The organism is Kitasatospora sp. NPDC097605 (genome assembly GCF_040302725.1).
Lineage (GTDB): Bacteria > Actinomycetota > Actinomycetes > Streptomycetales > Streptomycetaceae > Kitasatospora.
This window is the reverse complement of sequence record NZ_JBEOSF010000015.1, coordinates 155,586-168,454: the sequence shown is the minus strand read 5'-3', so window position 1 is coordinate 168,454 and position 12,869 is coordinate 155,586. Positions and strand designations below refer to the sequence as shown.

The 12,869-nt window shown below is 73.9% G+C and carries 12 protein-coding genes; 8 read left to right on the top strand and 4 right to left on the bottom strand.

Annotated elements, in window-relative coordinates:
- Positions 1 to 37: 37 nt before the first annotated feature.
- The 4 genes from ABTX81_RS19210 (at position 38) to ABTX81_RS19195 (ending at position 4,134) form a co-directional block, all read left to right on the top strand.
- Complete coding sequence (locus ABTX81_RS19210; protein WP_350547006.1) at positions 38 to 229, top strand: hypothetical protein; 192 nt, start codon at positions 38 to 40, stop codon at positions 227 to 229.
- 42 nt (positions 230 to 271) lie between these two features.
- A complete protein-coding gene (locus ABTX81_RS19205; RefSeq protein ID WP_350547002.1) occupies positions 272 to 2,329 on the top strand; it encodes a thioredoxin domain-containing protein in 2,058 nt (685 codons plus the stop codon).
- Positions 2,330 to 2,369: 40 nt separating this feature from the next.
- Positions 2,370 to 3,230, top strand: a complete 861-nt coding sequence (locus ABTX81_RS19200) for a GNAT family N-acetyltransferase (RefSeq protein WP_350546998.1) — start codon at positions 2,370 to 2,372, stop codon at positions 3,228 to 3,230.
- Between the two features lie 145 nt (positions 3,231 to 3,375).
- Entirely contained in the window at positions 3,376 to 4,134 is a 759-nt protein-coding gene (locus ABTX81_RS19195) for a sterol desaturase family protein (RefSeq protein WP_350546995.1), read from the top strand.
- 17 nt (positions 4,135 to 4,151) lie between these two features.
- Here the strand turns inward: ABTX81_RS19195 and ABTX81_RS19190 are convergent, their stop codons facing one another.
- A complete protein-coding gene (locus ABTX81_RS19190) occupies positions 4,152 to 5,084 on the bottom strand; it encodes a hypothetical protein (protein WP_350546992.1) in 933 nt (310 codons plus the stop codon).
- Between the two features lie 286 nt (positions 5,085 to 5,370).
- On the opposite strand from ABTX81_RS19190, the gene ABTX81_RS19185 reads away from it, so the two are divergent.
- The gene (locus ABTX81_RS19185; protein ID WP_350546988.1) at positions 5,371 to 6,027 is read left to right on the top strand and encodes a papain-like cysteine protease family protein; all 657 of its coding nucleotides are present in this window, start codon (positions 5,371 to 5,373) and stop codon (positions 6,025 to 6,027) included.
- Positions 6,028 to 6,035: 8 nt separating this feature from the next.
- The gene (locus ABTX81_RS19180; RefSeq protein ID WP_350546985.1) at positions 6,036 to 6,899 is read left to right on the top strand and encodes a hypothetical protein; all 864 of its coding nucleotides are present in this window, start codon (positions 6,036 to 6,038) and stop codon (positions 6,897 to 6,899) included.
- A 6-nt stretch (positions 6,900 to 6,905) separates the two neighbouring features.
- On the opposite strand, the gene ABTX81_RS19175 is transcribed toward ABTX81_RS19180, so the two are convergent.
- Both ABTX81_RS19175 and ABTX81_RS19170 read right to left on the bottom strand, forming a co-directional pair.
- Positions 6,906 to 7,562 carry a TetR family transcriptional regulator gene (locus ABTX81_RS19175; protein WP_350546983.1) on the bottom strand — a complete coding sequence of 219 codons (657 nt, stop codon included), beginning with the start codon at positions 7,560 to 7,562 and terminating at the stop codon, positions 6,906 to 6,908.
- Between the two features lie 8 nt (positions 7,563 to 7,570).
- Entirely contained in the window at positions 7,571 to 9,130 is a 1,560-nt protein-coding gene (locus ABTX81_RS19170; protein ID WP_350546980.1) for an MFS transporter, read from the bottom strand.
- 309 nt (positions 9,131 to 9,439) lie between these two features.
- Between ABTX81_RS19170 and ABTX81_RS19165 the strand changes: the two genes are divergently transcribed.
- Positions 9,440 to 9,952 carry a hypothetical protein gene (locus ABTX81_RS19165; protein WP_350546977.1) on the top strand — a complete coding sequence of 171 codons (513 nt, stop codon included), beginning with the start codon at positions 9,440 to 9,442 and terminating at the stop codon, positions 9,950 to 9,952.
- Here the strand turns inward: ABTX81_RS19165 and trhA are convergent.
- The gene (gene trhA, locus ABTX81_RS19160; RefSeq protein WP_350546974.1) at positions 9,923 to 10,600 is read right to left on the bottom strand and encodes a PAQR family membrane homeostasis protein TrhA; all 678 of its coding nucleotides are present in this window, start codon (positions 10,598 to 10,600) and stop codon (positions 9,923 to 9,925) included. The genes ABTX81_RS19165 and trhA overlap by 30 nt on opposite strands.
- A gap of 284 nt (positions 10,601 to 10,884) precedes the next feature.
- Here trhA and ABTX81_RS19155 point away from each other — a divergent pair, with 284 nt between their 5' ends.
- Positions 10,885 to 12,726, top strand: a complete 1,842-nt coding sequence (locus tag ABTX81_RS19155) for a phosphoenolpyruvate carboxykinase (GTP) (protein WP_350546971.1) — start codon at positions 10,885 to 10,887, stop codon at positions 12,724 to 12,726.
- Positions 12,727 to 12,869 lie beyond the last annotated feature (143 nt).

Sequence of the window (12,869 nt, the reverse complement as noted above, 5' to 3'; positions counted from 1 at the left end):
TGGCCCGGCTCCCCGTGAGCCGGGCCACCATAGAGATATGAGTGCCCCCGTGAACCTCACCCACCTCGCCGTCGAGCTCGCCGTCGACGATGCCAAGGTCACCCCCGGCCTGCTGGGCTTCCTCGTCTTCGCCGCCCTCGGCGTGGCCACCTGGTTCCTGGCCAAGTCGATGAACAAGCAGTTCAAGCGCGTGAACTTCGCCGAGGAGCCGGAGTCCCCGAAGGAGTGAGGCCACGCCCCCTCCGCCGCGCGGATGCGCGAGGATGGGGGCATGCCGAACCGCCTCGCCGACGCGACGTCGCCGTACCTGCAGCAGCACGCCGAGAACCCGGTCGACTGGTGGCCCTGGGGGCCCGAGGCGTTCGAGGAGGCGGAGCGGCGCGGGGTGCCGGTGCTGCTCTCCGTGGGTTATGCCGCGTGCCACTGGTGCCATGTGATGGCGCACGAGTCGTTCGAGGACGAGGGGACGGCGGAGTACCTCAACGGGCGGTTCGTCGCGGTCAAGGTCGACCGGGAGGAGCGGCCGGACGTCGACGCCGTGTACATGGAGGCGGTGCAGGCGGCGACCGGGCAGGGCGGGTGGCCGATGACGGTGTTCCTGACGCCCGCCAAGGAGCCGTTCTACTTCGGCACCTACTTCCCGCCCGAGCCCCGGCACGGCATGCCGTCGTTCCGGCAGGTGCTGGAGGGCGTGCACGCCGCGTGGCGGGACCGGCGGGAGGAGGTCGGCGAGGTGGCCGGCCGGATCCGGGCCGACCTGGCCGAGCGGGCCTCCGTGTACGCGGTCGGCAGCGGGGTGCACCAGCCGCCCGGGGAGGCCGATCTGCACCAGGCGCTGGTCGCGCTCAGCCGGGACTTCGACCCGCGGCACGGCGGCTTCGGCGGGGCGCCCAAGTTCCCGCCGGCGATGGTGGTCGAGTTCCTGCTGCGCCACCACGCCCGGACCGGCTCGCAGGCCGCGCTGGAGATGGCCGTGCGCACCGGTGAGGCGATGGCCCGCGGCGGCATCCACGACCAGCTCGGCGGGGGCTTCGCCCGGTACGCGGTGGACGCAGGCTGGGTGGTGCCGCACTTCGAGAAGATGCTGTACGACAACGCGCTGCTGCTGCGCGCGTACCTGCACCTGTGGCGGGCGACCGGCTCCCCGCTGGCCCGCCGGGTCGCGCTCTCCACCGCCGACTTCCTGCTGCGCGAACTGCGCACCCCCGAGGGCGCGTTCGCCTCCGCGCTGGACGCCGACAGCCTCGACGAGGAGACCGGCGCCACCGCCGAGGGCGCCTACTACGTCTGGGAGCCGGGCCAGTTGGTCGACCTGCTCGGCCCCGCCGACGCGGCCACCGCCGCCCGGCTGTTCTCCGTCACCGCCGGCGGCACCTTCGAGCACGGCACCTCCGTCCTCCAGCTCCTCGCCGACCCCGAGGACGTCGCCGAGTACGAGGTGATCCGGGAGCGGATGCTGGCGGCCCGCGCGACCCGCCCGGCGCCCGCCCGGGACGACAAGGTGGTCGCCGCCTGGAACGGCCTCGCGATCGCCGCCCTCGCCGAGACCGGCGCCCTGCTGGAGCGCCCCGACCTGGTCCGGGCCGCCGAGAGCGCCGCCGACCTGCTGCTCGCCGTCCACCTCACGCCCGAGGGCCGGCTGCTGCGCACCTCCCGGGACGGCCGCCCCGGCGCCAACGCGGGTGTGCTGGAGGACTACGCGGACACCGCCGAGGGCTTCCTCGCGCTGTACGCGGTCACCGGCGAGGCCGAGTGGCTCCAGCTGGCCGGCGGGCTGCTCGACACCGTGCTCAAGCACTTCGCCGACGAGGAGAGCGGCGCGCTCCACGACACCGCCGACGACGCCGAGGAGCTGATCCGGCGCCCGCAGGACCCGACCGACAACGCGACCCCGTCCGGCTGGACCGCCGCCGCGGCCGCCCTGCTCACCTACGCCGCGTACACCGGCTCGGACCGCCACCGGACCGCCGCCGAGCGGGCGCTCGGCATCGTCGGGGCACTGGCCTCGCGCGCGCCGCGGTTCGTCGGCTGGGGGCTGGCCGCCGCCGAGGCACTGGCCGACGGCCCGCGCGAGGTCGCGGTGATCGGCCCGGCCGGCGACCCCGGGACGGCCGCGCTGCACCGGGCCGCGCTGCTGGGCACCGCGCCCGGCGCCGTGGTCGCGTTCGGGGAGCCGGGCGCGGGCAGTGACGAGGTCCCGCTGCTGGCCGGCCGGCCGCTGGTCGACGGCGCGCCCGCCGCGTACGTCTGCCGGCACTTCACCTGCGACGCGCCGACCACCGACCCGGCGGACCTCGCCGAGCGGCTGGGGGTGTCCGCACCCGAGTAAAACCGGTGGGCGGCGCGGTGGCCGGGAGGGAGGATGGGGCATGCCCTGGACCCTCAGCACCTCCCTCGACGACTTCCGCGCGCAGGCCGGCGGCTTCCTCGCCGCGAACCCGGCCGAGAACACCGTGCTGCTCACGGTCACGGACCGGCTGGCCGCGCGCGGCCCGCACTACTACGGCGACGGCGCGCCGGTGTTCGGCTGGTGGCGCCGCGAGCCGGACGGCCCGGTCGAGGGGGTGTTCCTGCAGACGCCGCCGTTCCTCCCGCGGCTGGGGCTGATGCCGGAGCGGGCGGCGGCCGAGCTGGCCGCCGAACTCGCCGCCGCCCGGGCCGGGGCCACGGCGCTCGCCGGGGTGTCCGGCGGGGTGGCGGCGGTGCGGGCGTTCGGCGACGCGTGGGCCGGGGCCACCGGGGTCGTCGGGACCGTCAAGAACAATGAACGCCTCTACCGGCTCGGCGAGTTGACCGACCCGCCGCGCCCGCCGGCCGGCCGCCCCCGGCTCGCCGGGGCGGCGGACCGCGAGCTGCTGATCCGCTGGTTCGACGAGTTCGGGGCCGAGGTGGACATCCGCATCCCCGATGTGGCGATGGTGGTGGACGACCGGACCGCCGCCGGCCAGCTGCACCTGTGGGAGGACGCCGGGCGGCCGGTCGCGGTGGCCGGGGCCAGCGCGGTCGTCGCCGGGATGTCCCGGATCGGCCCGGTCTACACCCCGCGCGACGCCCGTGGCCGCGGCTACGCCAGCGGGGTCACGGCGGCCGCATCGGCCGCCGCCCTGGCCGGCGGGGCCGCGGAGGTGCTGCTGTACACGGACCTCGCCAATCCGACCAGCAACTCGATCTACCAGCAGATCGGCTACCGGCCGGTGGAGGACTGCCTGGAGCTGGCCTTCCACGGCTGAGAGCCGCAGAGAGCCGCAGAGAGCCGCTGAGAGCCGCTGAGAGCGGCTGAGAGCGCCCGACGGCGGCGGGCCGGGCGGCCGGGAACCGCCGGGGGCGGCCCGGCGTCGGACCGGTGGGGCGGTGGGACGACCGGGGAGCGTGACGGTGGACGCGGTGCTCGAATGGGCCGGGCGGTTGAGCCCGGCGGAGGCGGCGGCCGGCGCGCTGGCCGGGAACCTCGCGCTGTTCGCGGTGGCCCTGCTGGCCGGCGGGCTGCTGGTACGGCGCTTCGGCGACCGGCGGGTGACCCCGCCGCCCGCGCCGCCCGACCGCCGCGAGCGGCTGCTCACGGTGGTCGCCGTGCTGCTCAACTCGGCCGTGGGACTGGTCGGCTGGCAGCTCTGGCAGTCCGGCCGGATCCGGCTCACGGCCGACGCGGGGCCGCGCGCGCTGGTCGATCTGCTGCTGTTCTCGCTGGTGATGGACGCGCTGATGTACGGCGGGCACTGGCTGGCCCACCGCCGCCGGCTCTACCGGCTGGCGCACGAGCTGCACCACGGCTACCCGGACCCGCGCCCCGCCACGCTCTTCGTGCTGCACCCGCTGGAGGTGCTGGGCTTCGGCGGCGCGTGGATCACGGTGCTCTGGCTCTGGCCGGGGATGTCCGCCCTCGCGCTGACCGGTTACATCGGCGTCAACCTGGTCTTCGGCCTGCTCGGGCACCTCGGCGTGGAGCCCTTCCCGCTCCGGGTCCGGCGGCTCGCGGTGTTCCGCTGGGTGGCGCTGCCGATGTTCCACGCCGGCCACCACGCCGATCCGGCCGTCAACCTGGGCTTCTACACCACGCTCTGGGACCGGCTGTTCGGCACCATCGACCCCCGCTACGACGCCCGCCGCGCGGCCCCCGACCCGGCGCTCCCGTGAGCCGAAGGACACACCTCCTACTCCCAGTCCCAGCCGATGCCCAGGATGCAGGGCCGGACGGCGGAGGCGACCAGGAGGACGCCGTGCTGGCCGTCGAGGGTCAGCTCCTCGCTCTCGTAGGGCTTCTCGGCGGGTGAGCGGCGGGCGAAGCGGTGGCAGCGGACCGGCAGCGCGGCCGGGTGGAAGGTGATCTGCAGGACGTACTGCCCGGCGCCCGCGTGGAAGCCGCGGATGTACTCGCAGCTGGGCTCGGACGCCGGGGCGTCGTCGAAGCCGTAGCCGAGCAGATGGGTGTCGCCCGCGCGCAGCCGGCGGTCCAGCAGGAGTTCGGCGATCAGCAGGTCATGGGCCTGGTCCCGGCGGATCCGGCCGGGGCGGCAGTTCTCCTCGGCGCGGACGCCGACCCGGGTGATGTCGCTGCCGGGGTCGCCCTGGTGGATGGCGAGGTAGCGGTCGATGCCGTCGCGGTGGGCGCGCAGGGCGTGCTGGGAGTCGCGGCGTCGGAGCCGGCGGTCGGCGCCGATCCGGATCCGCTCGATGTGGGTGACGGTGTGCAGGCCGGTGTCGCGCGGGCCGGCCAGGTCGGCGAGCAGGTCGTCGACGGCGGTGGCCGGGCTGATGAGGTCGCGGTAGGGCCGGACGGGCGGGCCGGCCGGGGCGGCGGGCGCGGCGCGCCGGGGGCCGAGCAGCCGGGTCAGGGAGTGCGCGGGAAGCTCCAGGACCTTTTCCAACTCCCGGACGGCGCGGAGCGATTCCGCCCGCTCGGGGCGGCGGTGGCCCTGCTGCCAGTAGCTGAGGCTGGTGACCCCGATGTGGACGCCGCGCAGCGCGAGGTGGTCGCGGATGCGGTGCAGGGCGAGGCCGCGGGCGGTGATGGCGGTGCGCAGGGCGAGGTCGAAGGGGCCGGTGCGCAGCGCGGTGACGAGGTCGGGCTGGTCGGTCCGCTGCATGCGGCCTCCTCGGGTGGCGGGACGGTGCGGGCCGGTGCGGGCCCGCGCGGTGGGCCCGGTCGGGCGTGAATATTCACACGGGCAGGGGGGTTTGTCACCGGTCCTGACGTTCCGGGCGGGGTTCCGGCGCCGGCGTTCACAGCGGGCGCGGCCCTGTTCACACCCGGAGGCCGGCGGTCCGAGGGCCGTTGACCGGCCATGTCAACGGCGCGATGCTCGGTGGCGCGATCCGGACCGCACCCCACCCCCCACGACTCCTCTGCCTGTCGCAAGGAGGACATCCCCCATGTCCGTCTCCCGGATACGCCTGCGCCGCGCCGTGTCGGTGCTCGCGCTCGGCGTCCTCGGCCCGGCGCTCAGCGTCGCGGCCGTCACCCCCGCCCAGGCCGCCCCCGCGGCCGCGGCCCCACTGCCACGGGTGCGGCCCGCGGCCGCCGCGGGCGCCACGGCCGACCTGGCCGGCACCTTCAAGAAGCTCAACCTCACCATGCAGCAGCAACAGCAGAGCAACTGGTGCTGGGCGGCGAGCGGCAACACCATCGCCACCTGGTACGGCTACGACTACAGCCAGAACCAGTTCTGCAATGCCGCGTTCGGCCGTTCCACCAACTCCGGCTGCCCCAACAGCCAGGCCACCCTGGGCGATGTGCAGAACGCGCTGAGCTGGATCGGCATCAACCCGGGCTCGTACGTCACCGGCTATCTGCGCTACAGCACGGTGCAGAGCGAGGTGAACGCGGACCGGCCGGTCGAGACCCGGATCCAGTGGAGCTCCGGCGGCGGCCACATGCACGTCCTGTACGGGTACGACACCGCGAGCAACTGGGTCTACTGGGGCGACCCGTGGCCGTCCAACTACCGCTACAACTGGGCGGACTACACCTACTACGTGTCGAACGGCACGTTCTCCTGGACCCACTCCCTGTACCGGATCGGCGCGTGAGGGGCGACATGAGCAGCATGCACAAGGCCGCGGTCGTCCGCGGCGCGGCGGCCGTCCTGCTCGCCGCCGGCCTGGGGCTGGCGCTCGCGCCGGCCGCGTCCGCCACCGGCCCGGCCGGTGCGCCCGGAGCCGCCGGGGTGCCCGAGCCGGTGCCCGCCGCGGAGCTGGCGCAGGCCCGTGACGCGGTGCGGAGCCCCGCGGTGCTCGACCAGCTGGGCCGCTTCTTCGCCCGCAAGGGCGTCCCGCCGACCGGGCGGCTCGCCCCGGGCGCGGCCGAGGAGGCGGCGGCCGCCGCCACCGCGCCCCGGCTGACCGGGGACACCGTGCCGGTGTACACGCTGGACGCGGCCTTCGTCTCCGGCACACCGGGTGCCCCGGTGGCACGGGCCGAGTTCACCGCGAGCCGGGTGGTCGCGGCGGACGGCCAGGTCGCCTCGGTCTGGACGGTGAAGCAGGGCGGCGGCTGGCGGGTGGTCAACATCGCCACCGGCGGCGACGAGGGCGACTACGCCGCGCGGGCGGCGGAGGGCGGTGGCGGGACGGCGTTCCGCGAGCCGCAGATCAACGCCTGGTACGTGCTGCGGGACGGCCGGGTGCTGCCCCTGGACGAGGAGGCGCGCCGCTCGGTGGGCGAGTCCGGGGTGAGCCTGGCCGCCTACCAGGGCCTGGTCCGGCAGCGGTACGGCGACAAGCTGCCCGGCTCGGCGTACGACCGGGCAGGCCGGGGCGGTGGCTACGAGCCGGCCGCCGCCCAGGGTGCGGGCGGCAGCGCGCTGCCGGCCGTGACGGCCGCCGCGGCCCTGGGCGCCACCGCGCTCGCGGGCGCGGGCGTGGCCCTGCGGCGGCGGCGCCCGTCCCGGTGGAACGGGTAGCGCTCACTACAGGCCGGTGAACCCGTCCTCCAGGATCGCGAAGGCGCGGTCCACCAGCTCGGCGATGTTCTCGGTGCCGCCGCCCTCGGCCCACCGCAGCACCGTCTCCATGGTGGCCGCGCCGATCGCGGCGGCGGTGATCCGCATCGCGAAGGTGGGCTCCCGGACGCCGGCCCGCCGGGTGAGCACGGTGAGGTAGAGCCGCTGCGGTTCGTTGCCGGTGTCGATCATCCGGGCGCGCAGCGCGGGGACCTCCTTGGTCAGCCGCATCCGCACGAGCAGTTCCTCGCGCTCGTGCTCCTGCAGCTGCCGGATCAGGCCGATGAGGGCCTCCCGGCAGGAGCGCAGAAACGGTTCGTCGGAGGGCCTGGCGAGCAGTGCCTCGATCATCGCCGGGTCGTACTCGTCGGTGAGGACGAGGTCCTCCTTGGCGGCGAAGTACCGGAAGAAGGTGGACGGGGAGACCTCGGCGGCGGCCGCGATCTGGTCCACCGTCGTGTTCTCGTACCCCTGTTCGGCGATCAGCCGGTACGCCTCGCGCCGGATGGCCTGGCGGGTCTTCAGCTTCTTCCGCTCGCGCAGCGACAGCGGCGCCTCCAGCATCGCCTGGATCGGGTTGCCCGGTCCCGCCGGAGGTGCCGCTGCCGGCCGCGTTGCGTTCATGTCTTCGATTATCCGTGATCGGCCGCCGGCACCGCGGTGGCGTCGACGGGCGGCCCGGCCGGCTCGACGGCGGGCATCCGCACCGCGACCAGCACCGCCGACAGCACCGCGATCGCCCCGGAGACCAGCAGCACCACCGTCATCCCGTGCACATAGGCGCCGTGCGCGGAGGCGGCCAGCGCCGGGTCGCCGGCCGCCGCGGCGACCGCGTCGGCGGCGACCACCGATGTGCCGGCCTGCTCGGCCGCGCCCGCCGCCAGCCCGCCGGTGTCCAGCGCGCCCCGGTAGGCGTCGGCGAGCAGGCTGCCGAAGACGGCCACCCCGATGGCGCCGCCGACCTGGCGGAAGGTCTGCAGCAGTCCGGCGCCGACCCCGGCCCGGGCGGGCGGCAGCGTGAGCAGCGCGGTGGCCTGCGCGGTGATCAGGGACAGGCCCATGCCGGTCCCGAGCAGGGTGAGCCAGACGGCGGCGAGGCCGTAGCCGTCGGAGACCGACGTCCGGCTGCCGATGAGCAGGGCGCCGGCCAGCAGGCCCAGGCCCAGCGCGACCACGGTCCGGGGGCTGGTCCGGGCGACCAGCTTGTCGCTGAGCCGGGCGGCCACCATCAGACCGAGCATCATCGGCATCAGCCGCAGGCCGGTGCCGAAGGCGTCCGCGCCGAGGACGCTCTGGAAGTACAGCGGCAGCACGAAGAACGCGCCGAACAGGACCAGCGACACCATCGTCGCGGCCACCGTCGACCAGCGGAAGGCGGCGTCGGCGAGCAGCGACAGGTCGAGCATCGGGGCGCGCTGCCGCCGGCTGCGCAGGACCAGCAGGGTGAGCGCGACCAGCGCGCCGCCGACGGTGCCGAGCACCAGCGGATCGGCCCAGCCGCGCTCCGGGCTCTCGATGATGCCGTAGGTGAGCGCGGCCAGCCCGCCGGCGCCGAGCAGGGTGGCGGGCAGGTCGATCGGGGGCGCGGCGGGGTTGCGGGTCTCCGGCAGCAGGACGGCGCAGGCGGTGATGCCGATCGCCACCAGCGGCAGGTTGAGCGCGAAGATCGCGCCCCACCAGTAGTGCTGGAGGACGAAGCCGCCGATCAGCGGGCCGAGCGGGGTGCCGACCGCCAGCGCGGCGGCCAGGATCGCGGTGGCGCGCCGCTGCTCGCCGGGCGGGAAGAGGCCGGGGATCACCGCCATGGACATCGGCATCACCAGCGCGCCGGCCAGGCCCATCGCGGCGCGGGCGGCGATCAGCGTGGCCGGGCTGTCGGCCAGCATGCCGACGGCCGAGGCGAGGCCGAACAGGGCGAGGCCCAGGGTGAGGGTGAAGCGGCGGCCGAAGCGGTCGCCGATCAGTCCGGCCGGGAGCATCACGGCGGCGAAGACCACGGTGTAGGAGTCGACGATCCACTGCTGCTGCCCGGTGGTGGCCTGGAGCTGCGAGGCCAGCGTGGGCAGGGCCACGTTCAGGACCGTCATGTCGAGGCTGATCACCAGGACGCTCAGCGCGACCGCGACGAGCGCGAGCCAGCGCCGTGGGTCCGGGCCGGACGGGGCCGCCTGGTCGGTGGGCGGAGTGGACACGGGAAACCTCCGGAGCCCGCGAAGGAGAGTCACTGTCAAATGACAGTAACTCCCAGAAAACGCCCGCCGTCAATGCCCGTAGACCGTCGAGTCTTCGTCACTCTCCGTCATGTGTCCTGGAAGTGCGCGTTCCGCACGGGGAATTGACGCAACGTTGATCTGTCGTTCGCCGCGTTCGGGCGGTAACGGGTGACTGTCGGTAGATACGATGTGGCCGTCGGTCAGTGCGGGCCGGTGCGTGCCGAGAGCGGAGAAGGGGTGGGGCGGCAGGGGCCGACCACGAGCCCGGCGCAGGAAGGGGAAGCCGTTATGGCCGTTCGGGAGTCGGGTGCCCAGATCTGGGGTGCCGCGGTGGTGGTGGCCTCGGCGCTGGCCGTGGTCGCGGCCTATCTGATCAACGGCGCCGTGCTGGTGCTGGTGGTCGCCGGGATCGAGGTGCTGCTGCTGATGGTCTACGTGGGCCGGCGCTGGCGGCTGCTCCATCAGGTCCCCGAGCCGGACCGGCGGTCGGCGGCGGGCGGGCACCGGGGGGCCGGCGGCCTGGTGGACGCCGCGCACTGCGAGCGCTGCCGACGGGCCCGGGAGGCGATCGACGCGCGGCAGGCCGGGCGGCAGGTCCGCGGCCAGCACTCCCACGAGCGCTTCGACCGGCTGCACGAGCGCCGGCACGACGGGCCGCACGAGCGCGCCCCGCACGACCGGGTGCACGAGCGCCCGGTCCGGGAGTGGACGGCGGAACGGGCGGCCGTCCGGTCGCACGACCGGCCGACCGCCCGTCACGGGGCGCCGGGCTCAGCCGGCCGCGCTGTAGGCCACCAGTGAGACCCCGACGTACTGCGTGATGAACGCTCCGAGGGTGAAGGCGTGGAACACCTCGTGGAAGCCGAACCAGCGCGGTGACGGATCGGGCCGCTTGAGCCCGTACACCACGCCGCCGATGCTGTAGAGCACGCCGCCGACCAGCATCAGCACCAGGACCGCGACGCCGCCGTTGTGCAGGAAGTCCGGCAGGAAGAACGCGGCGGCCCAGCCCAGCGCGAGGTACACCGGGGTGTAGAGCCAGCGCGGCGCGCCGACCCAGAAGACCCGGAAGGCTATCCCCGCCAGCGCGCCGCCCCAGACCGCCCAGAGCAGCACCTGCCGGGCGGCGCCGTCCAGCAGCAGGATGGTGAACGGGGTGTAGGTGCCCGCGATGATCAGGAAGATGTTCGCGTGGTCCAGCCGGCGCAGGATCGCGTCGCCGCGCGGCCCCCAGTGGAAGCGGTGGTAGACCGCGCTGACCCCGAAGAGCAGCCAGGCGCTGACGGAGTAGATCGCGCACGCGATCCTCGCGGGTCCCGGTTCGGCCAGGCAGATCAGCACGATCCCGGCGGCCACCGTGGCGGGGAACATTCCGGCGTGCAGCCAGCCGCGCCACTTCGGCTTGATCTCGGCAAGCTCCGCGCTCACCAGGAGCTCAGCAGCAGTCATGAGCGGCATGCTACCCGCTACCTACGGGTCCGTAGGTTACCGATTCGTAGGAAGTGGCGCTCATCACGACTTGGACGTTTTGGAGTATTGGACGGGGGGTCGATGGGCCTTCGGAGTTGCCTCATGTGTGGTCCTACTGGCTGGTAGTCATCCGTACTGTAGTAAAAGATGCGTCAATTCTGCCGAAGTGCCGCGTTGAGGGCGGGGGTCCGGAGCTACGCTGCAAGCACCCTCAACCCCCGCTACGCCGTCTCCCCGCCGGGATGGCGTGAAACGGAGCGATCGTGTCGAACGAGAACTCGGCTGCTCTCAGCGCCGCGCCCACCCGCCACCAGCGTCTGCTGGCGTGGGTGAACGAGATCGCGGAGCTCACCCAGCCGGACCGCGTCGAGTGGTGCGACGGTTCCGAGGAGGAGTACCAGCGCCTCGCGGACCTGCTCGTCGCCCAGGGCACTTTCAAGAAGCTCAACGAGGAGAAGCGACCCAACTCCTACTACGCCGCCTCGGACCCCTCCGACGTGGCGCGCGTGGAGGACCGCACCTTCATCTGCTCCGAGCAGGAGAAGGACGCCGGCCCGACCAACCACTGGAAGGCTCCCGCCGAGATGCGCGAGCTCTTCCAGGGCGAGCAGGGCCTGTTCCGCGGCGCCATGAAGGGCCGCACCATGTACGTCGTGCCGTTCTCGATGGGCCCGGTCGGCTCCCCGCTGGCCGCCTACGGCGTCGAGATCACCGACTCCGCCTACGTCGCCGTGTCGATGCGCGTGATGACCCGCATGGGCCGGGCCGTGCTGGACCAGCTCGGCGAGGACGGCGACTTCGTCAAGGCCGTGCACACCGTCGGCGCCCCGCTCGCCGAGGGCGAGGCGGACGTGCCGTGGCCGTGCAACAGCACCAAGTACATCTCGCACTTCCCGGAGACCCGGGAGATCTGGTCCTTCGGCTCCGGCTACGGCGGCAACGCCCTGCTCGGCAAGAAGTGCTACGCGCTGCGCATCGCCTCGACCATGGCCCGCGACGAGGGCTGGCTGGCCGAGCACATGCTCATCCTGAAGCTCACCCCGCCGGCGGGCCCCGCGGGCGAGGCGGAGCCCAAGTACGTCGCGGCCGCCTTCCCGTCGGCCTGCGGCAAGACCAATCTGGCGATGCTCCAGCCCACCATCCCGGGCTGGAAGGTCGAGACGATCGGCGACGACATCGCCTGGATGCGCTTCGGCGCCGACGGCCGCCTGTACGCCATCAACCCCGAGGCGGGCTTCTTCGGCGTCGCCCCCGGCACCGGTGTCGACACCAACGCCAACGCGATCGACACCCTCTGGGGCAACACCGTCTTCACCAACGTCGCGCTCACCGACGACGGCGACGTCTGGTGGGAGGGCCTCACCGACGAGAAGCCGGCCCACCTGACCGACTGGCGCGGCAACGACTGGACGCCGGAGTCCGAGACCCCGGCCGCCCACCCGAACGCCCGCTTCGCCGTCCCGGCCGCGCAGTGCCCGACCATCGCCCCCGAGTGGGAGGACCCGGCCGGCGTGCCGATCTCGGCGATCCTGTTCGGCGGCCGCCGCGCCACCGCCGTCCCGCTGGTGACCGAGTCCTTCAACTGGCAGCACGGCGTCTTCCTCGGCGCCAACATCGCCTCCGAGAAGACCGCCGCCGCCGAGGGCACCGTCGGCGAGCTGCGCCGCGACCCGTTCGCGATGCTGCCGTTCTGCGGCTACAACATGGGCGACTACTTCGCCCACTGGCTGAAGGTCGGCGCCCAGGCGGACGCCGGCAAGCTGCCGAAGATCTACTACGTGAACTGGTTCCGCAAGAACGCCGACGGCAAGTTCGTCTGGCCGGGCTACGGCGAGAACAGCCGCGTGCTGAAGTGGGTCGTCGAGCGCCTGGAGGGCACCGGCGAGGGCGTCGAGACCCCGATCGGCGTGCTGCCGACCGTCGAGGGCTTCGACCTGAACGGCCTGGAGCTGTCGAAGGAGGACCTCGACCTGCTCTTCACCGTCGACGCCGACATCTGGCGCCAGGAGGCCGCGCTCGTCCCGGCCCACCTGGAGATGTTCGGTGACCACACGCCCGCCGCGCTGTGGGACGAGTACCGAGACCTGGTCGCCCGCCTCGGCTGAGCCTGAGCCTCAGCAGGAGCGGTAGAGAGGCCGGTGCGCCGCACGAACCGCGCACCGGCAAGCGACAGGACGGCCGGAGCCCCGACGGACGATCTTTCCCCGACCAAGGAGATCGCCCGGACCGGGACTCCGGCCGTAGCGCT